A 21,943-nucleotide genomic window follows, 5' to 3' on the forward strand; every position below is an offset into this window, starting at 1 on the left:
ACGGATGGGCAGAACACATGCCCATCCACACTCTTATCACTCACTTTTTTTCTTCTTAGCTGAAAAAATGCTGCCTATCTGCCAAATCTACCTTCCTTTTTTTACCCAGTCATTGATTCTTAATGAAAAGTATGGTTACAATAGATAAGGTTTTTATCTTCAGCGTTTTTTCTTTATATATGCTTCAACTATTTCTTCATTTTTAAGAAAATCTATCCTTCTTTTTTTATTTTTAGGTAGGACAAATTAATAAAGCGTGGTGTCATAATGGAAGAGTTAACAATTTCTAGCTTAGAAAATATGAAGCTGAAAGAGCTTTATGAGCTAGCCAAACAATACAAAGTTTCTTATTATAGTAAATTAACAAAAAAAGAATTGATTTTTGCCATCCTTAAGGTTCGTGCAGAACAAGAAGGCTTCTTTTTCATGGAAGGTGTCCTGGAGATCATCCAATCAGAAGGCTTCGGTTTCCTGCGTCCGATCAACTATTCTCCGAGTTCTGAGGATATTTATATTTCTGCATCGCAAATCCGTCGTTTCGATCTTCGAAACGGGGATAAAGTATCGGGAAAAGTACGTCCTCCGAAAGAAAACGAGCGTTATTTCGGACTGCTTCATGTTGAAATGGTGAACGGGGAAGAACCTGATTCTGCGAAAGAGCGCGTGCATTTCCCAGGATTGACGCCTTTATACCCTGACCGTCAAATGAAGCTTGAAACAGAACCGAATAAAATTTCCACACGTGTGATGGATTTGATCGCACCGGTCGGATTTGGACAGCGTGGTCTCGTCGTAGCACCGCCTAAGGCTGGTAAGACGATGCTGATCAAAGAAATCGCGAACTCAATCACGACGAATCATCCGGAAGCAGAATTGATCATTCTTCTGATCGATGAGCGTCCAGAGGAAGTAACGGACATCGAACGTTCTGTTGAAGCAGAAGTGGTCAGCTCGACATTCGATGAAGTCCCGGAAAACCATATCAAGGTCGCGGAACTTGTTCTTGAGCGCGCCATGCGTTTAGTGGAACACAAGCGTGACGTCATCATCCTGATGGATAGTATCACACGTCTCGCACGTGCGTATAATCTCGTCATCCCGCCAAGTGGACGAACTCTTTCCGGTGGTATCGACCCTGCTGCGTTCCACCGTCCGAAACGATTCTTTGGGGCAGCCCGTAACATTGAAGAGGGTGGAAGCTTGACGGTTCTTGCAACGGCCCTTGTTGACACAGGTTCACGTATGGACGACGTCATTTATGAAGAATTCAAAGGGACAGGTAACCTTGAACTTCATCTGGACCGTTCCCTTGCAGAGAGACGCATCTTCCCGGCCATCGACATCCGTCGTTCCGGAACGCGTCGTGAGGAACTTCTTATCAAACCGGATCATCTAGAAAAACTGTGGGCAATCAGAAAAGCCATGTCCGATCAGCCTGATTTCGCCGAGAAGCTTATGCGCAAGCTGAAGCAATCGAAGACGAATGAAGAATTTTTCAATGTGTTGACAGAAGAGTCCAAGAAGCGTTAATCTAGTAATCGAATGATTTTTCAAGGAAAAGGGTGACTGGAATTTCCAGTTTTGCAGGTTGCAAAAATACCTTGTCCTTGTTATAATGATATCAATGTGTTTTTAAAAACTGGATGTGGTAAGGGGCTGGCTATTACTCTCATGCTTATGCTCATATCACATATATCTTCGTAATAAATTACTCTGTCTCAGATGATTCAGGGCGGAAGGAGATGAAAGAAATGAAATCAGGAATTCATCCTAAGTACAACACGATCAAAGTTAGCTGTGCTTGCGGTAACGAATTTGAAACTGGTTCTGTAGCGGAAGAAATGCGCGTTGAGGTATGTTCTGAATGCCATCCATTCTACACAGGACGTCAGAAATTCGCTGACGCTGGTGGACGTGTTGACCGTTTCAACAAAAAATACGGTCTTAAAAATCAACAACAATAATGAAGAGACAGAAGGCCGCATCGAACGCCTTTGTGCGTAGGTGCTCACCCTTCTCTTCTATTAGAAAAACAGGCAAGGATCTTCATGCTTGCCTGTTTTTTATTACGTTTAAAGCAAATGGTTGAAGAAATAGAGGCAGTTCCAATTGAGCTGTGCCTCTTTTTTTCTGCCAAATTACTGAATTCTAAGCATGATTCCCGTACATAAAGGAATGCTTTATACTAATAAGTAGTCCGTTTTCACTAACAGCCAGGCTGTTTTTTATAGATCAATGTGTAAGGAAGGAGAGGCGCTTTCGTGTATGTCATGAAACAAACGGGTTGGGTAGAAGTCATTTGCGGCAGCATGTTCTCAGGGAAATCCGAGGAACTGATCCGCCGGGTCCGACGCACTCAATTTGCCAAACAAGAAATTGCTGTGTATAAGCCAAAACTAGATAATCGCTACAGCGATGAATCGGTTGTATCTCATAATGGTACCTCTGTCATTGCCAAAGCAGTCGAGGAGTCAAGCTTGATCCTTGATGACCTGAATCCAGAGGTGGATGTCGTTGCCATCGATGAGGTTCAATTTTTTGACGAAGGCATCGTCGACGTCGTCCAAAAATTAGCGAACAGCGGATACCGTGTCATTCTCGCTGGTCTTGATCAGGATTTCCGGGGAGAGCCATTCGGCCCGATGCCGGATTTGATGTCCATTGCAGAACAAGTGACGAAGCTTCAAGCCGTTTGTGCCGTCTGTGGTTCTCCGGCAAGCCGTACTCAGCGTCTGATCAATGGTGAACCGGCTTGTTACGATGATCCCGTCATCCTTGTCGGCGCATCTGAAGCGTACGAGCCAAGATGCCGCCATCATCATGAAGTACCGACCGGGATGAGCGTCACTCCGGATATGGTGAAGGAAGTATAAAATTTTTGAACAAAGTCTTGGGTTTGGGGCTTTGTTTTTTTATGTTTTTCTATGTGTAATTGCGTATTTTTACATATATTCCCTCTACGCACATCTACAGCCCGATTCAAACCCATGCATAACCACCCTCCTCCAGGAAAACCTAAAAGCAGGAGGTGTGAAAGCATGAAAAAGATCGCATTAGCTTTATCATTTACCGTTTTCTTTCTTTTGATTACAGCATGCGGGGTGAATCAGGAGTCGGAATACGGCGTGCATAATGACAGCGGCGGTACCCGTTTTATTGATAATCGAAAAGCGGAGATGGATAAGCGCCAGGATAAAAATGTGCGGGAAATCACCGATCAAAATCCCAATTTCCCGAACCTGACCAATTCTCAAGGTACGACTTCCACGACGACCGGTGTGTATGAAGACAAAGCCCGTGAAGTGGTAAGGGATTATTCGAAATTCCAGCCGGATGAGGTCTGGATCAATGGGAATCAAATGTGGGTGACGGCTCATACGAAGAAAGAGATGAACATGGCCGAGACCGATAAAGAGGAAGCTATGCTCAAAGACAAACTGCAAAGAGCGATTCCCCGATACGATATCAATGTGAAAATCACCGAAAGATAATGAAAAGGGGGAGCTCAATCGGCTGCCCCTTTTTACGTAAAATCCTCCCCTCTCCATTCCCGCTCCTCCTTGTGTTTACATACACCATATAATATAATTGTACTGTTATGGATTAAAATTGAGGTGAATAGCTGTGTTCGATCGTTTACAAGCAGTGGAAGATCGCTATGATAAGTTAAATGAACTGTTGAGTGATCCAGAAATTGTGAATGACCCAAAGAAGCTAAGAGATTATTCAAAAGAACAATCAGACATCCAAGCAACGGTAGAAGCATATCGAGAATATAAAGAATTGACCGGGCAGTATAAAGACGCGAAGGCGATGCTGGATGATAAGCTTGATGCTGATATGCGTGAAATGGTGAAGGAAGAAGTTTCCGAGCTTGAAGAGCAAATCGAAGCGTTGGAAGCCCGTCTGAAAATATTATTGATCCCGAAAGACCCGAATGATGACAAAAACGTCATCATGGAGGTCCGCGGTGCAGCAGGTGGAGATGAAGCCGCCCTGTTTGCCGGTGACTTATATCGCATGTACAGCCGCTTCGCTGAATCCCAAGGTTGGAAGATCGAAGTCATGGAAGCGAACTCCACTGGTGTCGGTGGTTACAAAGAGATCATCTTCATGATTAACGGGAACGGTGCATTCTCTAAAATGAAGTACGAAAACGGGGCACACCGTGTGCAGCGTGTTCCTGAAACAGAATCCGGCGGACGTATCCATACGTCGACGGCAACGGTTGCCTGCCTGCCGGAAGCGGAAGAAGTCGAAGTGGATATCCACGATAAAGATATCCGTGTTGATACCTTCGCATCCAGCGGCCCGGGAGGACAAAGCGTTAACACGACCATGTCTGCCGTGCGTCTGACGCATATCCCGACAGGCGTCGTTGTATCATGTCAGGATGAAAAGTCCCAAATCAAGAACAAAGAAAAAGCGATGAAAGTACTCCGTGCCCGCGTGTACGATAAATTCCAGCGCGAGGTTCAAGCAGAATACGATGCGAATCGTAAATCTGCCGTCGGTACCGGTGACCGTTCAGAGCGTATCCGTACGTACAATTTCCCACAAAACCGCGTCACGGATCACCGCATCGGCCTGACGATCCAGAAGCTTGATCAAATCCTAGAAGGAAAGATGGATGAAGTCATCGATGCATTGATCATCGAAGATCAGTCCAAACTTCTTGAAAGACTGGAAGAATAGTCATGGTGACGGTATTTGAAGCCCTGAAATGGGCTTCTTCTTTTTTAGTCGAAAATGGCCGCGATGAGAATGTGGGAGAAATCTATCTGCGGCATTTGCTCGGCATGTCAAGATCACAGCTGCTGGCAGAACAGCGGAGGTCCGTCCCTCAAGAGAAATGGGAAGAGTTTCAGGCGGGCATCCGCCGACATAGCATTGGTGTGCCGATTCAGCATATTATTGGAACTGAGGAGTTTTATGGCCGTGAGTTTGTGGTGAATGAGCATGTGCTGATTCCTAGACCGGAGACGGAAGAACTGATCTATTATGGGTTGGAGAAGATGAAGGATTTGTTTATTGATGCGGTCGCTCCTTTGCAGGCTGCCGATGTCGGGACGGGAAGCGGTGCGATAGCGGTGACGCTGAAGCTTGAGTCAAGGCGAGTGCCTCTTGAGATGATGGCCGTCGATATTTCTAGCGAGGCACTGGCGGTTGCCAGGGAGAATAGCATTAAGCTCGAGGCGGATGTACGCTTTTTTGAAGGCGATTTGTTACAGCCTTTGATTGAAGAAGGAGTGAAGCTGGATATTCTTTTATCCAACCCACCATACATCCCACTGACGGACCGTGAAACGCTATCTGATGTCGTCATCGGACACGAACCTGAACTCGCATTATTTGGCGGAGAAGATGGATATGATCTGTATAGGCGATTTATGGAAGAACTTCCTCTTGTCATAAAGGAAAGATTCTTGATCGGCTTTGAAGTCGGAGTCGGCCAGGGAGAGACGGTTGCGAATCTGCTGCGTGCGACCTTCCCGGATGCAGAAACAGAAGTCGTCCATGATATCAATGGGAAAGATCGTATGGTGTTTTGTGTAAGAAAATAAGTGTACGCCCTCGGTTTCAATGATCGGGGGTGTTTTTTTGAAGTCCAAACAAAAATGTTATTTTACTAGTTTAAGATTCCCCCATTTTGTCCACACTGTTTACCAAGGGGGAGAGGACATGAAAACAAAACACACAGTACTATTGTATATCTTGATTCTATCATTAGGAACGATTCTAAGTTTATATATACCGAAGCAGGAAATGGCGGCTCAGGAGACGATGGTGATTCCGGATGAGGCGATTCGCCTGCGGATCCTCGCCAATAGCGATCTGGATGGGGATCAGAACGTAAAGAGACTTGTTCGGGATGAAGTCAACAAAGAGATTACAAAGTGGGTATCGAATCTGACGTCACAGGATGAGGCGAAAGCAGTCATCAAGGAAGGTTTGCCAGAGCTTCAGAAGATTGCGGAGGACGTTGTCGCTGCAGAAGGAATGGATCAATCAGTGAAAGTAGAGTTTGGGAAAGTGGACTTTCCTACGAAACTTTATGGTCAGTATCTTTATCCTGCTGGTGAGTACGAAGCGGTGTTGATCACACTTGGTAAAGGGGAAGGCGCGAACTGGTGGTGCGTTCTCTACCCGCCACTATGCTTCCTGGATTTCTCTACTGGAAATGCCGTAAGAAGCACAGGCTTTGAAACGAAAGTGGAGGCTAGCGGGAATGAAGTGACGGAAGTAGATCCCGAAGAGGCAACTCAGGTGAGTGAGGATGACTCGGAAGATAACGTGATTGCCTATAAGCAAGTCGAAGTGGAAGCGGTAGAAGCCGGTGTGATCGATGAGGCTGTAAAAGAGGAAGTAAAGGCACCTGTTAAAAAAGAGGTAGAAAAAGAAGAACCGGTCTATGTAGAAGATTCCGAAGAGGAAGAAGTAAAAGTTCGCTTCTTCGTGGTAGATTTATTCAAAGGGTTATTCAATTAAGAAAGCGGCATCCCGTGTGGATGGAGCTTTTTTCTTGGCAAAAAATCTATCTTTCTAGCATTCCTTGTTCTAATCTCCTTCCTCCTTCATACATTGATACTAGAGGATGAGAGAAAAGGGAGGATGAAAGGATGTTGAAAGTGATCCGCCAGGCAACGAATGAGGACATTCATGAAGTCGTGGCCTTCTTGACGAAAGCAGGATTGAGCACGGAAGGCATTAAACATAGCATTGATTGTTTTTTAGTAGTGGAAGATGAGGAAAACCGCTTGATCGGGACGCTTGGAATCGAGGTGCAGGGGACGGTCGGCCTTCTTCGATCCCTCGTCGTCACATCTTCATTTGAAAGTGAAGAGTTATTTGCTCTCTTTCAGGAGATTTTAAAGCTTGCGAAAGAAAAGGATCTGAAGCGTCTCTATTTGATTTCCAACCGGAAAGCATCCCTCGCGTTCTTTGACCTGCTGGGTTTTCAACAAGAAGCAGATCCTGTTGTGGATGAGCTGGAGAACTTCATTCATGCAAAAAAGTTATCCACTGTGGATAACTGTATCACCATGAAATTGGATTTATAGATTTTTCGACAAGGATTTTGTCGGGGAATTCAGGACTGAACCATTCTCATAAAAATGGTTCGGTTTTTTTCGTTTGCAATTCGACAAAATACGAGAAAGCGGTAACTATTTCTTTTTTCAGAATTATTCACACCATCCACAGGTTTATCCACAATTTTCAACAAGTTATACGCAGTTTGTGGATAATACTTGAGAATTCAAGGTGTTTCTTTTATACTTTCAAAAGTATAGGAACTCGTAAATTCAGTATTCGTAGTTAAAAAGTAATGAGATTTAGCTTAGTTACATAAAGGTGGATGACATAGATGATGAAACATTGGGTTGTGGAAAGTGATGTGGATAAAAACAAAAGTTATCCACAAATTGTGGATGCAGCGAAGATTCTTCAACAGGATGAGGTGGTTGCGTTCCCGACAGAGACGGTTTATGGACTGGGGGCGAATGCCACATCGGATACTGCGGTGGAAAAAATCTTCAAAGCAAAGGGCAGGCCGTCGGATAATCCACTGATTGTCCACATATCAAATAAAGAGCAGTTAGAGGGTCTTGTCGAAGAGATCCCGTCGGATGCTTCGACACTCATTGACGCGTATTGGCCGGGGCCACTGACAATCATTTTTAAAAATAAGGAAAACGTCTTTTCCGAAAGGGTGACGGCTGGACTCGATACTGTCGGGATCCGGATGCCGGACCATCCCGTGGCGCTCTCCATTATCGAGGCAGCGGGACTGCCGATTGCCGCTCCGAGTGCGAATCGTTCGGGTAAACCGAGTCCAACAACGGCTCAGCATGTGATCGATGACCTTGATGGTCGGATCGCCGGAGTGGTGGACGGCGGCGAAACGGGAGTAGGGGTTGAGTCGACGGTGGTGGATTGTACGGGAGAAATCCCGGTCATTTTGCGTCCAGGCGGTATCACGAAAGAGCAGCTGGAAGAAGTCGTCGGGAAAGTGGAAGTGGACCCTTCCTTGAAAGAAGGCAAGGGAGCCCCGAAATCACCCGGGATGAAATACACCCACTACGCCCCGGATGCCCCTGTTTATCTTGTGGACGGAACGAAGGAAGATGTGCAGCGATTGGTGGATGAGAAAAAGGCAGAAGGGCTCAAAGTCGGGGTCCTGACGACGGAGGAGCGAATGGATTGGTATCAGGCTGATCTCATCCTGTCAGCCGGACGCCGGGATGACCTGAGAACAGTGGCACAGCATCTCTACGACACCCTGCGCGCTTTTAATAGAAGTAATGTGGATATTATTTTTGCCGAGATGTTCCCGGAAGAAGGAGTCGGGCTTGCGATCATGAACCGTCTTCAAAAAGCTGCGGGTTACCGGGTAATAAAAGGATGATTAGCTTCCCCTATGGTCTTTCATAGGGGTTTTTGTTTTGTATTCTAAATCCCTTTGGACGAGCATAAGTTGTTTTGTAGGCATGTCCGGAGGGGGAAAAACAAAATGACAACAATTATCGGCGAACTGATGACCTTGATGTTAATGGCATTTGCTCTTGGGATGGATGCCTTTTCGATCGGGATAGGGATGGGTATGTTCCAGCTGAGATTAAAGCAGGTCTTTTATATAGGGTTGGTTGTCGGGGTCTTTCATGTATGGATGCCGCTCTTAGGGATGATGACGGGAAAATTTTTATCGGAAACGTTCGGGTCCTTTGCGGCTTACGCAGGGGGTGTCCTGCTCATCGTCCTTGGAATCCAGATGTTCATGTCGAGCTTCAAAGAGGAGGAAACTACTCTCATCTCACCGGTGGGCTTTGGATTGATCCTTTTTGCGTTGAGTGTAAGCCTGGACAGTTTTTCAGTGGGACTGACCCTCGGGATCTTCGGTGCAAGGACAGCCGTCGCCCTCTTCTGCTTCGGGATTGCGGCCACCGTGTTGACGTGGGCAGGATTATTGATCGGCCGGAAATTCCAGGGGGTGCTTGGAACATACAGCGAGGCACTTGGGGGAAGTATCCTGTTTGCCTTTGGGGTGAAGCTACTGTTGCCAATCTGAATGAGATGGTGAAGGTCCGTCCCTCGGGGTGGGCTTTTTTTGTTAGGTTCTGGTGCTGAGCCGCGCCTTTCTTTTTGTATTCTTTGTGAATGGACTATTGGGAGATTGGAAAATATTTTATAATAGGTGGTAAGGAGGATGACGTGATGAATATTTTGTTTGTTTGTACAGGGAATACTTGCCGGAGTCCTATGGCGGAGGCGGTTTTGAGGCATAAGGGAAAAGATAAGTTTGACGTGAAGTCTGCCGGTGTTTTTGCCATGGACGGAAATGATGCGTCATTTCAGACTAAAGAAGTGCTGAAAGAGAACGATATAATACATAGACATCAATCGAGTTCGCTCTCAAAAGAGAACCTGGATTGGGCTTCCTATATTTTCACGATGACATCGAATCATAAGCGGGCGATTGTGGATCAGTATCCACATGTGGCGGACAAGGTTTTTACATTGAAGGAGTTTGTCATTGAAGACCCATCTGACGTGGATGTATCGGATCCGTATGGAGGAAGCGTGGACATCTATAGACATACATACAGGGAATTGGATTCATTGATCGAGGAATTAATGAAAAAGCTTGGCTAGAGACAGGGAGAGAGAAAGATGGGGAAAGTGAAGAGCTACAAGTCGGGTCTTAGAAAGAAATTGGTCTTCTTTATCACGCTTCTGGCGTTGGTGACGTATACCACAAGTGCCTTTTTTATTTATGTAATCAAACCTGCTTTTGCGCCGGATATGAATGAGCTGTGGTTCACGATCATGACCCTTGGCATGGGTGTATTCTGGTCGGCGGTTCTGGCCTTTTTTGCAGCGGGATTCATCGTCAAACCGCTGCAACGCTTGGAACAGGTTGCACTGAAAGCCGCTGAAGGGGACATCGCCATCGAAGTGGATGTACCGAAATCCGATGACGAAATCCGTTCACTGGCACTGGCGTTCAACCGAATGCTGCATAATTTACGTGACATGGTTTCAAGCATCGATGACAATTTTAACAAAACCAATACGAATGTCATCGAGCTTTCTAAAGCATCGGAAATCGCTTCTACACAGGCGTATTCGATTTCCAAAACGATCAGCGAAATTTCAGCGGGTGCCGAAAGCTCGGCAACGGCGATTCAAACGACGGCTGAATCCGTGGAGGATGTCATCCGGATTGCCCGGGAAGTACAGGATCATTCGAAATCATCCGAGCATATGTCTAAAAACATGGTGACGGAGCTTCAGGGAAGTAAAGAAGTGATTCATTCCCTCGTCGAAGGCATCAATCGACTGGCAAAAGGGAATGAAGATTCGTTGGACGCCGTGCGCCGACTTGAAGACAATGCGAAAAAAGTGGAGCAGATCATCCAATTGGTCGGGGACATCGCGAACCAAACCAATCTTCTTGCCTTGAATGCTTCCATCGAAGCGGCACGTGCCGGGGAGCATGGGAAAGGGTTCGCAGTGGTTGCAGAGGAAGTCCGGAAACTGGCCGATGAAAGTGGAAAAGCGGTTCAAGGCATTTCGGAACTGATCAAAAATATCCAGACAGAAGTCGGGAACGTGGTTGGACAGATCACGACCCAGGTCGATTCTGCCAACACGGAAGCCCAAAAAGGAACGCAGACGAATGAAATGATTGAAACCATGACGACAACCATTCATGAAGTGGCAGACGCGGTCCAGAACATCTCAGTCCTCGTCGATCAGCAGATGGACAGCATCCAGCTCACTTCCCAGCAATCCCAGGAAGTAGCCGCCATCGCAGAAGAAACATCAGCGGGTGCCATGGAAGTATCAGCTTCCACGAAAGAGCAAGCGGTCGTCATGAATGACGTCGAGAAGCTGGCCCTCAACCTGAAAGAACAGGCAGAAGCACTGAAAAGCACGATTACACGTTTTCATTTGTGAAAAATGAGCGGGTGTGAGGGACGGACCTCACACCCTTTTTTTCATGCTGAAAAGCTTTATATAATGAAGAGGATGTGGCAAAATAAACGTATCAAAGGTTATGGGGAGTGGGAGAAGATGAAAATTGCGATTGCGTCGGATCACGGCGGAGTGAATATTAGAGAAGAAATCAAGTCATTAATGGAAGAAATGGGTCTTGAATATGAGGATTTCGGCTGTGAATGCGGCACATCCGTCGACTATCCGGACTACGCCGTTCCCGTTGCGGAAAAAGTGGCAAGCGGCGAATTCGACCGCGGGATTCTGATCTGCGGGACAGGGATCGGCATGAGCATCTCTGCGAATAAAGTAAAAGGGATCCGCTGCGCCCTTGTACATGATGTATTCAGTGCGAAAGCGACCCGCGAACATAATGACAGCAATATGCTGGCCATGGGTGAGCGCGTCATCGGCCCGGGACTGGCACGAGAAATCGCCAAAACGTGGCTTGGAACCGAATTCGAAGGCGGACGCCATGCAAATCGAGTCGGAAAGATCACGGCATACGAAGACAAACAATAAGGAGTGGGTTTCATGGAAATCGCTCAATTGAAAGATGAACTGCAAACGATCCTGCGTGATTTCAGCAGTCAGGTTCCACTGCAAAAAGGACAAGTCTTTGTCGTCGGCTGTTCCACCTCTGAAGTAATGGGGGAGCGGATCGGAACGTCGGGAACCATTGAAGTCGCGGAAATGATTTATGACGAGCTGAAGAGCTGGGCGGATTCTACAGGAGTTTCCCTGGCGTTTCAATGCTGCGAGCATTTAAATCGGGCCCTTGTCCTTGAAAGGGAAGTAGCGGAAAAGCGGGGACTCGATGAAGTCACCGTCGTTCCTGTACGAAAAGCAGGAGGAGCCATGGCGACGAAAGCCTATCATTCCTTCGACGACCCGGTCATGGTCGAGCACATCAAAGCCGACGCCGGCATCGACATCGGGGACACCTTCATCGGCATGCACCTGAAACACGTTGCCGTCCCGATCCGGGTATCACAAAAAAGCCTCGGAGAAGCCCACGTCACCCTCGCCAAAACCAGACCAAAACTCATCGGCGGAACCAGGGCCGTATACGAATAAAACATGGAAGAAGGTCCGTCCCTCTTTGTTGAGGGACGGACCTTTATATTGGATTGATCTATACATGAGGTGCTAAACACGAACGTTACGTTTTGACTATAGGTTTTTATTTCGCCTTTTGGTGAATCGTGTTAGAATGGGATTGAATGAATCAACGGGGCGCCGCAAGTTGGGCCTATGAATTAAAGGGGGATATGTATGAGTAAAATTGCCAAGCAAGATCCGGAAATTTATGCAGCGATTCAAGATGAATTAGAGCGTCAACGAACAAAGATCGAGTTAATTGCATCTGAAAACTTTGTCAGTGAAGCCGTTATGGAAGCACAAGGCTCCGTTCTGACAAATAAGTATGCAGAGGGGTACCCAGGTCGTCGCTATTATGGTGGCTGTGAGCATGTGGACGTAGCCGAAAATCTGGCCCGCGACCGTGCGAAAGAACTTTTTGGAGCGGAACACGTCAACGTTCAGCCTCACTCAGGAGCACAAGCCAATATGGCAGTCTACTTCACCATCCTTGAACAGGGCGACACGGTTCTTGGAATGAACTTATCTCATGGGGGACATCTGACTCACGGAAGTGCGGTCAACTTCAGCGGTATTCAATATAATTTCGTAGAGTACGGTGTGGATGAAGAAAAGCACCTGATCAATTATGAAGATGTTAGACAAAAAGCGTTAGAGCACAAACCTAAGCTTATCGTAGCGGGAGCAAGTGCGTATCCAAGAGCGATCGATTTCGCGAAATTCCGTGAAATCGCAGACGAAGTGGGAGCATACCTGATGGTGGATATGGCTCACATCGCCGGACTGGTAGCGGCTGGTCTTCATCAGAATCCGGTTCCGTATGCAGATTTCGTTACAACAACCACTCACAAAACATTACGCGGACCACGCGGCGGCATGATCCTTTGTAAAGAAGAGTTTGCGAAGAAGATAGACAAGTCTATTTTCCCTGGAATCCAGGGCGGACCTCTTATGCACGTGATTTCTGCTAAAGCCGTGGCTTTCGGTGAAGCACTGCAGGACTCTTTCAAAGAATATGCACAGAACATCATCGACAATGCGAAGCGCTTAGGAGAAGGTCTTGTGAAGGAAGGAATCGATCTTGTATCAGGCGGTTCTGATAACCACCTATTACTGATTGACACTCGTTCACTTGGGTTGACTGGTAAAGTCGCTGAAAAGGTTCTTGATGAAATCGGAATTACCGTCAATAAAAACACGATTCCATTCGATCCGGAAAGTCCATTTGTCACAAGCGGTGTCCGTATTGGTACGGCAGCTGTGACGTCCAGAGGATTCGGTTTAGATGATATGGACGAAATTGCTTCCATCATGGCGTTGACTCTTAAGAACCATGAAGATGAATCGAAATTGGAAGAAGCACGCAAGCGTGTGTTGGATCTAACAAGCAAATTTGAATTATATCCTGAGAGATAATAGATGTTGGCCTCTTCATTAGGGACGGATGTTCCTGGTGGGGAGGTTTTTTTGGTTGGGGAATGAGTAGAAAAATAGATTTTTAAGGATATAGTGGTCGATTTTGAATGTGGGCCATTGGGAAGTGGCGGGGATCCAGCTGGAATTGTTGGGTATCCAGCCGTTTTTTGGAATAATCCAGCCAGAACAGCCGTGAATCCAGCGTTTTTTCGTAATAATCGAGCCGTTTTCACCGAGAATACAGCCACTTTTCAAAAAAATCCAGCCGATTAACATAATTATCCAAAAAACAAAACCTCACTCACACCAACTAACATTCCCCATCCAACTTTCTCAATTCTAACGATTCCATTACACTTCCCATCTCATGTTGCTCTTAAATTGTCTTTTATGTACAATAGTCTGAGGTGTAAATGAAGTGGACAAACCATTTTTACATAAAACTGAATTAAAAGGAGAGAGTCGTATGGGCAAAGTATATGTATTTGATCATCCGTTGATCCAACACAAATTGACGTTTATCCGTGATAAAGAAACAGGAACTAAGGAGTTCCGTGAGCTTGTTGACGAGGTTGCAACACTGATGGCTTTTGAAATTACACGTGATCTGCCACTGGAAGATATCGACGTTGAAACGCCGGTAAGTAACGCGAAAGCGAAAACCCTTGCAGGGAAAAAATTAGGGATCGTCCCTATCTTGCGTGCCGGCCTTGGAATGGTCGATGGAATCCTTAAATTGATCCCGGCTGCGAAAGTGGGACATGTCGGTTTATACCGTGACCCTGAGACTCTTAAGCCGATTGAATATTACGTGAAGCTTCCAAGTGATGTGGAAGAGCGTGACTTCATCCTGGTTGACCCGATGCTTGCAACGGGCGGATCTGCTGTTGAAGCGATCAACTCATTGAAAAAGCGCGGTGCCGTAAGCATTAAGTTCATGTGCCTGGTTGCTTGTCCTGAAGGTGTCGACGCCATCAAGGAAGCACACCCTGATGTTGATATCTTCATCGCCGCTCTTGATGAGAAGCTGAATGAAAAAGGCTACATCGTTCCTGGACTTGGGGACGCGGGAGATCGTTTGTACGGAACGAAATAATCAGTGAACGCCAAAAACCGGATTATCGGAAACGATAGTCCGGTTTTTCCTATTTGACTGGAAGTATTTACATTAAATTCAAGGGTTACTCAGCAAGGGAATCTTCTATATAATGGAGTGGCATGTGAAGTGGGGAACTATGAATTTGTTAATATATTACTAAGTTGTGCGTGAGGGTACGCTTATCGCGATGTCCAGCTCCGGGGGCTTGGGGCTCGAGGTCATAAGTCAAGCCGACCAAAAAGGCAAAGAACGCCTTTCCGGTCATTTCATCTTATGCTTGTCGGGCCTGACCAACCCGCCTCCGCTTTTCTAATTGTGTTTAAAATGTGAACAATCTGGGAACACGTGGATAGGTTGTGAACTTTTTAACTTGAACGCATTGACATAGATTAAGCCCTATTGTATGCTTACAAAGGATGTAAAATGATAAGGTTTTCACAATGCGTAAACCCTTATGCAATCGGTTTTACATCATGTCTGAAATGCTTGCCTCATGTTCAAATTTCGTTTGAATGGGAGAGGTTGAAATGGGTCAAAAAAACGAAAGCCCATATAAAGCGATGGCGATTTATTCGGCCATTTTAGCACAGCTTGTCGGGTCTATCTTAGTCGGGATTTTCCTGGGGAGATGGATCGATCAGCAGGTTGATTCAGCACCACTCTTTTTAATCATCGGTTTGCTCCTCGGCCTTGCCGCAGGGATTTATGCGATGCTTCGAACAGTACGACATTTCTTCTTAGGAGAATAATAAGATATGCCGGAACTCCATCAAATGTTTAATAGACAGCGGAAATACATAATTTATGTGCTTTCTATTTACGTCCTGGGTTGGGGATTCACCACCCACAAATCAGTATTCTTAGGGTTAATTTTAGGGACATTACTAAGTCTTTATATGCACTGGGGCATGACCAAGCGGGTCTCGAAGTTCGGGGACGCCGTGGTAGCCGGGAAAAAAGTGAGATCACTAGGAACCACTTCCCGTATGGCCGCAGCCGCCCTTGGAGTCATCATTGCCACACGATTTCCAGAAACATTTCATCTCCTAAGTCTTATTATTGGATTAATGACGACCTATATTGTCATTATGATAGATTATTTTTTCAGCAGCTTCAAAACTAATAAATAGCGGGGAAGAGAGGTGAAGTATTTTGAATCATGGAGCACCTACAGCCCATTTCCTGGGTTTGACTTTTAACCTTGCGAACGTTTTGATGATCACGGTCGCAACGGCCATAGTGTTTATTATTGCCCTCTTATCTACACGTCGCTTAGCCCTGAAACCGACCGGAATGCAGAATTTTTTCGAGTGGGTGATGGACTTCGTCAAGGGGATCATTAAGAGCAACATGGACTGGAAGACGGGTGGCCGTTTTCATATCTTAGGTCTCACGATTATCATGTATATCTTTGTGTCGAATATGCTGGGTCTGCCATTCTCTGTCGTATATGACGGCGAATTATGGTGGAAGTCACCTACAGCCGATCCTGCCATCACGATGACCCTGGCGGTTATGGTAGTGGTACTATCCCATTTCTACGGAATCAGATTGAAGGGGTTTGGCGAATATGGGAAAGACTTTTTCAAACCTATGTGGTGGTTATTCCCGCTAAAAATCATTGAAGAGTTTGCAAATACTCTTACATTGGGTCTTCGACTTTACGGTAACATCTATGCCGGTGAAATCCTGCTTGCACTACTTGCGGGTCTAGCCGTTAACGGTGGTATCGGCGGAACGATCGGAGCGATCGCACCAATGCTTGCTTGGCAAGGATTCTCGGTGTTTGTCGGATCGATCCAGGCGTTCATTTTCTGTATGTTAACAATGGTTTATATGGCTCACAAAGTAAGCCACGACCATTAATATATACCTGTTCATTACGGTGGACAAACATATATGTAAAAAATATTTTTCTTATACATTAAAGGAGGAACTTTAGAATGAGTCTTATCGCAGCAGCAATTGCAGTTGGTTTAGCAGCACTAGGAGCAGGTATTGGTAACGGTCTTATCGTAGGTCGTACAGTAGAAGGAATCGCACGTCAACCGGAATTACGTGGTACTTTACAAACAACAATGTTCATCGGTATCGCACTAGTTGAGGCACTTCCTATCATCGGCGTAGTTATCGCTTTCATCGCACTAGGAAGCTAATAAAACGGACAGGTTGAATGGCGAAGTTCGTCTTGACGATTATCTTCGCCATTCCTATGTACTAGAGAATAGATTCTTTGCAAGAACGGTTCATTTATAAAAAATACGATCCAATCGATTCTTGAAGGGAGTGAATCGAGTATGTTAACTAACGCATTCGTTATAGGTGAGGCAGCAGGTCACGGCGGCCTTAACACGGGGGATATCGTCTTTCAGCTGATCATGTTCCTGGTCCTTATGGCGCTACTTAAGAAATTCGCCTGGGGTCCATTAATGGGAATCATGCAGCAGCGTGAAGACCACATCGCCGGTGAGATCACGGCAGCCGAAAAGAGCCGCACTGAGGCAAACAATATTTTAGAAGAGCAAAAGAAACTTCTGAAAGAAGCCCGTCTTGAAGCTCAAACGATGATTGAAAACTCTAAGAAACAAGGTTCTGAACAACGTGAAGAGATTATCGCAACTGCTCGTCAAGAGGCAGAGAGATTGAAAGAATCTGCAAAACGCGAAATCGAAACGCAAAAAGAACAAGCTGTTGCAGCACTTCAGAAACAGGTTGCTTCTTTATCAGTACTTATTGCTTCTAAGGTCATTGAGAAAGAACTTTCTGCAGATGATCAACAGAAGTTAATTAACGATTATATTCAAGAGGTAGGGGAAGAGCGATGAGCTACTCTACAGTTGCAAAACGCTATGCGTTAGCTCTTTTCGAGATTGCCCAGGATCATAATCAGCTTGAAGGAATCGAAGAAGAGCTGCGTACAGTGAGAGCGGTTTTCCTTGAGAATACCGAATTAACGGTTCTTTTTGAAAATCCTAAGCTTACGTTAGATAAGAAGAAGTCATTGATTCAGGAAGCATTTTCCACAGCTTCCCCGTATGTCCTTAACACATTGATGCTGATGACGGACCGTCACCGTACGGGCGAAATCACAAGCATGGTTGAGGCATTCATCGAATTGACAAACGAAGCACGCGGGATTGCAGATGCGACAGTGTACTCTGTACGTCCTTTAACTGAAGATGAGCAAACAGCATTGTCGTCTTCTTTTGCAAAAAAAGTCGGAAAACAATCATTAAGAATTACCAATGTGACAGACGAACATTTACTGGGCGGCATCAAGGTCCAAATCGGGACTCGCATCTATGATGGCAGCCTGCAAGGTAAGTTGACTCGTCTTGAGCGTGAACTAATTCGTTAACTTTCGTATAAATGAGGGGTGAAATTCATGAGCATCAAGGCGGAAGAAATCAGCGCGCTGATAAAAAAGCAAATTGAAAACTATCAGTCTGAGATGAAAGTAAGCGACGTAGGTACAGTTATCCAAATCGGTGACGGTATCGCTCGTGCTCATGGCCTCGACAATGTCATGGCTGGAGAGCTTGTTGAATTTTCTAACGGTGTCATGGGTATGGCACAGAACTTAGAAGAAAACAACGTAGGTATCATCATTCTCGGACCATATACTGACATTCGTGAAGGCGATGAGGTTCGTCGTACTGGACGTATCATGGAAGTACCAGTAGGACAAGAACTAGTTGGTCGTGTAGTAAACTCACTTGGACAACCAGTTGATGGATTGGGTCCAATCGCAACAACGAAAACACGTCCGATTGAAAGTGGAGCACCTGGTGTTATGGATCGTAAATCCGTACACGAGCCACTTCAAACGGGTATCAAAGCGATCGATGCGTTAGTTCCGATCGGTCGTGGACAACGTGAATTGATCATCGGTGACCGTCAAACAGGTAAAACATCTGTTGCCATCGATGCGATCCTTAACCAAAAAGACCAGGACATGGTATGTATCTACGTTGCCATCGGTCAAAAAGAATCAACTGTACGTAACGCGGTAGAAACATTGCGTAAGCACGGTGCCCTTGATTACACAATCGTTGTAACGGCATCAGCTGCTTCACCGGCTCCGATGCTATTCTTAGCACCATACGCTGGTATCACAATGGCGGAAGAATTCATGCACAGTGGCAAGCACGTTCTTGTTGTGTATGATGATCTTTCCAAGCAGGCTTCTGCTTACCGTGAGCTTTCCCTATTATTACGTCGTCCTCCAGGCCGTGAAGCATTCCCTGGTGACGTATTCTACTTGCACTCTCGTTTACTTGAGCGTGCGGCGAAATTGAGTGATGCTAAAGGTGGCGGTTCCATCACAGCATTGCCATTCGTTGAAACACAAGCAGGAGATATCTCCGCTTATATCCCGACAAACGTTATCTCCATCACGGACGGACAGATTTTCTTACAATCTGACCTATTCTTCTCCGGTGTACGTCCGGCGATCAATGCGGGTCTTTCCGTATCACGTGTTGGTGGATCCGCACAAATCAAAGCAATGAAGAAGGTTTCCGGTACGCTTCGTCTTGACTTAGCCGCTTACCGTGAGCTTGAAGCATTCGCTCAGTTCGGATCGGATCTTGATAAAGCGACTCAGGCGAAACTGAATCGTGGAGCCCGTACTGTAGAAGTACTGAAGCAGGATCTTAACAAACCACTTAAAGTTGAAAAACAAGTCATGATCTTCTATGCACTGATTAAAGGTCATTTAGACGATATTCCAGTTGTAGATATCCGTCGTTTCGAGTCTGAACTTCTAAGCTGGTTAGATCACAACCATACTGAACTGTTAGACCATATTCGTACGACGAAAGGTCTTCCTGAAGATGATGCAATGAAAACCGCGATCAACGAATTCAAGAAGACGTTCATCAAGTCTGAATAAGGGTTGCCGTCTGACGGCAATGACCATAGTGGAGTAGGGCTTAAATAGCCCCGCTCCCTATGTCTGACAATATGTAAAGGGTGGTGAGAACCAGTGGCATCGTTACGCGATATACAAACTCGTATTACTTCTACCAAAAAGACAAGTCAAATCACCAAAGCAATGGAAATGGTATCGGCTTCTAAATTGAATCGTGCGGAGACGAATGCTAAGTCATTCGTACCTTACATGAATAAAATTTCTGAAGTGGTGACATCCGTTGCAGCGGGCAGTCAAGGTGTGAGGAATCCGATGCTAGTCTCCCGCCCCGTTAAAAGAACCGGGTATCTGGTCATTACATCAGACCGTGGTTTGGCGGGGGCATATAACAGCAGTGTAATCCGTGCTGTTAGCAATCGAATTAAAGAAAGTCACAGTTCGAATGATGAATTTGCCATTATTGCTCTGGGCCGTGTCGGTGCTGATTTCTTCCGTAAAAAAGGCTTTAATGTCCTTGAGTCGGTAACGGGTCTTCCGGATCAACCGAATTTCGCAGACATTAAAGATATCGCAAACAAAGCGGTGGGTATGTTCTCTGCCGAGGCATATGATGAACTGTATATGTTCTACAACCACTATGTGAGCGCGATCCAACAGGATGTTACGGAGAAAAAAGTATTACCGTTAACGGATCTGACTCCTTCAGGAAAGCTTGCTTCATATGAATTCGAGCCTTCTGCAGAGGAAATCCTTGAGGTATTGCTTCCTCAATACGCTGAAAGCCTGATTTTCGGGGCTCTCCTTGACGGTAAAGCAAGTGAGCACGCCGCCCGTATGACAGCGATGAGAAATGCAACCGATAATGCAAAAGAAATCATCAGTGACCTTACACTATCATTTAACCGTGCGCGTCAAGCAGCGATCACTCAGGAAATCACGGAGATCGTCGGCGGGGCTGCGGCACTCGAATAGAACTCTGACGGTTAATAGAACCGTTTATACTTTATAAAGTTTTTGTCAAAAGCTAGTTAGGAGGGAAAGAGATGAACAAAGGACACGTTCTTCAAGTAATGGGTCCAGTTGTTGATGTCAAGTTCGCCAGCGGCCAACTTCCTGATATCTACAACTCTTTAAAGGTCCAAATTGCAGATAGAGCTGAACTTACATTAGAGGTTGCCCTTCACCTAGGTGATGATTCTGTACGTACGATCGCAATGGCATCTACGGATGGTTTACAACGTGGAGCCGAAGTACTCGATACAGGAGCACCAATCTCTGTACCAGTAGGGGATGTAACGTTAGGTCGTGTATTCAACGTTCTGGGTGAATCAATCGATTTAGACGAGCCTCTAGCAGCAGGTATCCGTCGTGATCCGATTCACAGACAGGCACCTACATTCGATCAACTTTCTACAGAAGTTGAGATTCTTGAAACAGGTATCAAAGTAGTAGACTTACTTGCTCCATACATCAAGGGTGGTAAGATCGGTCTATTCGGTGGTGCCGGTGTTGGTAAAACCGTATTAATCCAGGAGCTTATCAATAACATCGCTCAAGAGCACGGTGGTATCTCTGTATTCGCCGGTGTTGGAGAGCGTACGCGTGAAGGAAATGACCTTTACCACGAGATGAGCGATTCTGGCGTTATCAAGAAAACAGCGATGGTATTCGGACAAATGAACGAGCCGCCAGGAGCACGTATGCGTGTTGCCTTGACGGGTCTTACAATGGCTGAATACTTCCGTGATGAGCAAGGTCAAGACGTACTTCTGTTCATCGATAACATCTTCCGTTTCACACAAGCAGGTTCAGAGGTTTCTGCCCTACTAGGCCGTATGCCATCTGCCGTTGGTTACCAGCCGACACTTGCGACTGAAATGGGTCAACTGCAAGAGCGTATCACGTCAACAAACGTAGGTTCTGTAACATCGATCCAAGCGATCTATGTACCTGCCGATGACTACACGGATCCGGCTCCTGCAACGACATTCGCTCACTTGGATGCAACAACGAACCTTGAGCGTAAGCTTTCTGAAATGGGTATCTATCCTGCGGTAGATCCATTGGCATCGACTTCCCGTGCTCTTTCTCCGGAAATCGTTGGAGAAGAACACTACAATGTTGCACGTAACGTTCAACAAACGTTACAGCGCTATAAAGAACTTCAAGATATCATCGCGATCCTTGGTATGGATGAGCTTTCTGATGATGATAAGCTGACAGTACAACGTGCACGCCGCGTTCAGTTCTTCTTATCTCAAAACTTCCACGTTGCAGAACAGTTCACAGGCCAAAAAGGTTCTTACGTAGAAGTAAAGGACACAGTTAAAGGCTTCGTTGATATTCTTGCAGGTAAATACGACCACATTCCAGAAGATGCATTCCGTCTTGTAGGTCCGATCGAGGACGTACTGGCTGCAGCTAAAGAAATGGGCGTAGAGGTATAATTAGGGACC

25 protein-coding genes are annotated in these 21,943 nt (G+C 45.9%); all 25 read left to right on the forward strand.

Translation table 11 applies throughout. The annotated features are described in order from the left end of the window. Positions 1-267: 267 nt before the first annotated feature. Positions 268-1,530: a transcription termination factor Rho gene (gene rho / locus N5C46_RS15580; RefSeq protein WP_261749287.1), complete on the forward strand. Its 1,263-nt coding sequence runs from the start codon at positions 268-270 to the stop codon at positions 1,528-1,530. 221 nt (positions 1,531-1,751) lie between these two features. After that, the gene (rpmE, locus tag N5C46_RS15585) at positions 1,752-1,964 is read left to right on the forward strand and encodes a 50S ribosomal protein L31 (protein ID WP_034765123.1); all 213 of its coding nucleotides are present in this window, start codon (positions 1,752-1,754) and stop codon (positions 1,962-1,964) included. A 297-nt stretch (positions 1,965-2,261) separates the two neighbouring features. Further along, positions 2,262-2,873, forward strand: a complete 612-nt coding sequence (locus tag N5C46_RS15590; RefSeq protein WP_261749288.1) for a thymidine kinase — start codon at positions 2,262-2,264, stop codon at positions 2,871-2,873. 165 nt (positions 2,874-3,038) lie between these two features. After that, a complete protein-coding gene (locus tag N5C46_RS15595; protein ID WP_261749289.1) occupies positions 3,039-3,491 on the forward strand; it encodes a hypothetical protein in 453 nt (150 codons plus the stop codon). A gap of 133 nt (positions 3,492-3,624) precedes the next feature. Beyond that, entirely contained in the window at positions 3,625-4,695 is a 1,071-nt protein-coding gene (prfA, locus tag N5C46_RS15600) for a peptide chain release factor 1 (RefSeq protein ID WP_034765126.1), read from the forward strand. Between the two features lie 2 nt (positions 4,696-4,697). Then, positions 4,698-5,564, forward strand: a complete 867-nt coding sequence (prmC, locus tag N5C46_RS15605) for a peptide chain release factor N(5)-glutamine methyltransferase (RefSeq protein ID WP_272501211.1) — start codon at positions 4,698-4,700, stop codon at positions 5,562-5,564. Positions 5,565-5,682: 118 nt separating this feature from the next. Beyond that, a complete protein-coding gene (gene spoIIR / locus N5C46_RS15610) occupies positions 5,683-6,489 on the forward strand; it encodes a stage II sporulation protein R (RefSeq protein WP_261749290.1) in 807 nt (268 codons plus the stop codon). A gap of 131 nt (positions 6,490-6,620) precedes the next feature. Then, positions 6,621-7,061, forward strand: coding sequence for a GNAT family N-acetyltransferase (locus N5C46_RS15615; RefSeq protein ID WP_261749291.1), 441 nt, complete (start codon positions 6,621-6,623; stop codon positions 7,059-7,061). Positions 7,062-7,366: 305 nt separating this feature from the next. Next, the gene (locus N5C46_RS15620; protein WP_261749292.1) at positions 7,367-8,407 is read left to right on the forward strand and encodes an L-threonylcarbamoyladenylate synthase; all 1,041 of its coding nucleotides are present in this window, start codon (positions 7,367-7,369) and stop codon (positions 8,405-8,407) included. Between the two features lie 105 nt (positions 8,408-8,512). Beyond that, on the forward strand, positions 8,513-9,067 hold the full coding sequence (locus tag N5C46_RS15625; protein ID WP_261749293.1) for a manganese efflux pump MntP: 555 nt from the start codon (positions 8,513-8,515) through the stop codon (positions 9,065-9,067). A 146-nt stretch (positions 9,068-9,213) separates the two neighbouring features. Continuing rightward, positions 9,214-9,651, forward strand: a complete 438-nt coding sequence (locus N5C46_RS15630; RefSeq protein WP_261749294.1) for a low molecular weight protein arginine phosphatase — start codon at positions 9,214-9,216, stop codon at positions 9,649-9,651. An 18-nt stretch (positions 9,652-9,669) separates the two neighbouring features. Further along, positions 9,670-10,959 carry a methyl-accepting chemotaxis protein gene (locus tag N5C46_RS15635; protein ID WP_261749295.1) on the forward strand — a complete coding sequence of 430 codons (1,290 nt, stop codon included), beginning with the start codon at positions 9,670-9,672 and terminating at the stop codon, positions 10,957-10,959. Positions 10,960-11,076: 117 nt separating this feature from the next. Then, positions 11,077-11,520, forward strand: a complete 444-nt coding sequence (rpiB, locus tag N5C46_RS15640; protein WP_034765248.1) for a ribose 5-phosphate isomerase B — start codon at positions 11,077-11,079, stop codon at positions 11,518-11,520. Positions 11,521-11,532: 12 nt separating this feature from the next. Next, complete coding sequence (locus N5C46_RS15645; RefSeq protein WP_261749296.1) at positions 11,533-12,075, forward strand: TIGR01440 family protein; 543 nt, start codon at positions 11,533-11,535, stop codon at positions 12,073-12,075. Between the two features lie 198 nt (positions 12,076-12,273). Beyond that, positions 12,274-13,515, forward strand: a complete 1,242-nt coding sequence (glyA, locus tag N5C46_RS15650) for a serine hydroxymethyltransferase (protein WP_261749297.1) — start codon at positions 12,274-12,276, stop codon at positions 13,513-13,515. Positions 13,516-13,981: 466 nt separating this feature from the next. Continuing rightward, positions 13,982-14,611: a uracil phosphoribosyltransferase gene (gene upp / locus N5C46_RS15655; RefSeq protein WP_034765147.1), complete on the forward strand. Its 630-nt coding sequence runs from the start codon at positions 13,982-13,984 to the stop codon at positions 14,609-14,611. A gap of 530 nt (positions 14,612-15,141) precedes the next feature. Further along, positions 15,142-15,363, forward strand: a complete 222-nt coding sequence (locus N5C46_RS15660; RefSeq protein WP_098438721.1) for an AtpZ/AtpI family protein — start codon at positions 15,142-15,144, stop codon at positions 15,361-15,363. A 6-nt stretch (positions 15,364-15,369) separates the two neighbouring features. Beyond that, positions 15,370-15,744, forward strand: a complete 375-nt coding sequence (locus N5C46_RS15665) for an ATP synthase subunit I (protein WP_061808909.1) — start codon at positions 15,370-15,372, stop codon at positions 15,742-15,744. 22 nt (positions 15,745-15,766) lie between these two features. Continuing rightward, positions 15,767-16,480 carry a F0F1 ATP synthase subunit A gene (atpB, locus tag N5C46_RS15670; protein ID WP_034765155.1) on the forward strand — a complete coding sequence of 238 codons (714 nt, stop codon included), beginning with the start codon at positions 15,767-15,769 and terminating at the stop codon, positions 16,478-16,480. Between the two features lie 77 nt (positions 16,481-16,557). Beyond that, positions 16,558-16,770 (forward strand): F0F1 ATP synthase subunit C, encoded by a 213-nt coding sequence (gene atpE, locus N5C46_RS15675; RefSeq protein ID WP_032086923.1) that lies wholly within the window; start codon positions 16,558-16,560, stop codon positions 16,768-16,770. A 141-nt stretch (positions 16,771-16,911) separates the two neighbouring features. Further along, positions 16,912-17,439, forward strand: a complete 528-nt coding sequence (gene atpF, locus N5C46_RS15680) for a F0F1 ATP synthase subunit B (RefSeq protein ID WP_034765158.1) — start codon at positions 16,912-16,914, stop codon at positions 17,437-17,439. Further along, positions 17,436-17,972, forward strand: coding sequence for a F0F1 ATP synthase subunit delta (locus N5C46_RS15685; protein WP_034765161.1), 537 nt, complete (start codon positions 17,436-17,438; stop codon positions 17,970-17,972). Before atpF ends, N5C46_RS15685 begins: the two co-directional genes overlap by 4 nt. A 27-nt stretch (positions 17,973-17,999) precedes the next feature. Next, complete coding sequence (gene atpA, locus N5C46_RS15690) at positions 18,000-19,508, forward strand: F0F1 ATP synthase subunit alpha (protein ID WP_034765162.1); 1,509 nt, start codon at positions 18,000-18,002, stop codon at positions 19,506-19,508. 93 nt (positions 19,509-19,601) lie between these two features. Beyond that, on the forward strand, positions 19,602-20,459 hold the full coding sequence (locus tag N5C46_RS15695) for a F0F1 ATP synthase subunit gamma (RefSeq protein WP_224522548.1): 858 nt from the start codon (positions 19,602-19,604) through the stop codon (positions 20,457-20,459). Between the two features lie 71 nt (positions 20,460-20,530). Next, entirely contained in the window at positions 20,531-21,934 is a 1,404-nt protein-coding gene (atpD, locus tag N5C46_RS15700) for a F0F1 ATP synthase subunit beta (protein ID WP_034765166.1), read from the forward strand. Positions 21,935-21,943: the final 9 nt, after the last annotated feature.

The organism is Rossellomorea vietnamensis (assembly GCF_025398035.1).
In the GTDB taxonomy this organism is placed as follows: Bacteria; Bacillota; Bacilli; order Bacillales; family Bacillaceae_B; genus Rossellomorea; species Rossellomorea vietnamensis_B.

Coding starts and splice junctions, on each gene's coding strand:
- rho (WP_261749287.1), top strand. CDS start 268: ATGGAAGAGTTAACAATTTCTAGCTTAGAAAATATGAAGCTGAAAGAG.
- rpmE (WP_034765123.1), top strand. CDS start 1,752: ATGAAATCAGGAATTCATCCTAAGTACAACACGATCAAAGTTAGCTGT.
- N5C46_RS15595 (WP_261749289.1), top strand. CDS start 3,039: ATGAAAAAGATCGCATTAGCTTTATCATTTACCGTTTTCTTTCTTTTG.
- prmC (WP_272501211.1), top strand. CDS start 4,698: ATGGTGACGGTATTTGAAGCCCTGAAATGGGCTTCTTCTTTTTTAGTC.
- spoIIR (WP_261749290.1), top strand. CDS start 5,683: ATGAAAACAAAACACACAGTACTATTGTATATCTTGATTCTATCATTA.
- N5C46_RS15615 (WP_261749291.1), top strand. CDS start 6,621: ATGTTGAAAGTGATCCGCCAGGCAACGAATGAGGACATTCATGAAGTC.
- N5C46_RS15620 (WP_261749292.1), top strand. CDS start 7,367: ATGATGAAACATTGGGTTGTGGAAAGTGATGTGGATAAAAACAAAAGT.
- N5C46_RS15625 (WP_261749293.1), top strand. CDS start 8,513: ATGACAACAATTATCGGCGAACTGATGACCTTGATGTTAATGGCATTT.
- N5C46_RS15630 (WP_261749294.1), top strand. CDS start 9,214: ATGAATATTTTGTTTGTTTGTACAGGGAATACTTGCCGGAGTCCTATG.
- N5C46_RS15635 (WP_261749295.1), top strand. CDS start 9,670: ATGGGGAAAGTGAAGAGCTACAAGTCGGGTCTTAGAAAGAAATTGGTC.
- rpiB (WP_034765248.1), top strand. CDS start 11,077: ATGAAAATTGCGATTGCGTCGGATCACGGCGGAGTGAATATTAGAGAA.
- N5C46_RS15645 (WP_261749296.1), top strand. CDS start 11,533: ATGGAAATCGCTCAATTGAAAGATGAACTGCAAACGATCCTGCGTGAT.
- glyA (WP_261749297.1), top strand. CDS start 12,274: ATGAGTAAAATTGCCAAGCAAGATCCGGAAATTTATGCAGCGATTCAA.
- upp (WP_034765147.1), top strand. CDS start 13,982: ATGGGCAAAGTATATGTATTTGATCATCCGTTGATCCAACACAAATTG.
- N5C46_RS15660 (WP_098438721.1), top strand. CDS start 15,142: ATGGGTCAAAAAAACGAAAGCCCATATAAAGCGATGGCGATTTATTCG.
- N5C46_RS15665 (WP_061808909.1), top strand. CDS start 15,370: ATGCCGGAACTCCATCAAATGTTTAATAGACAGCGGAAATACATAATT.
- atpE (WP_032086923.1), top strand. CDS start 16,558: ATGAGTCTTATCGCAGCAGCAATTGCAGTTGGTTTAGCAGCACTAGGA.
- atpF (WP_034765158.1), top strand. CDS start 16,912: ATGTTAACTAACGCATTCGTTATAGGTGAGGCAGCAGGTCACGGCGGC.
- N5C46_RS15685 (WP_034765161.1), top strand. CDS start 17,436: ATGAGCTACTCTACAGTTGCAAAACGCTATGCGTTAGCTCTTTTCGAG.
- atpA (WP_034765162.1), top strand. CDS start 18,000: ATGAGCATCAAGGCGGAAGAAATCAGCGCGCTGATAAAAAAGCAAATT.
- atpD (WP_034765166.1), top strand. CDS start 20,531: ATGAACAAAGGACACGTTCTTCAAGTAATGGGTCCAGTTGTTGATGTC.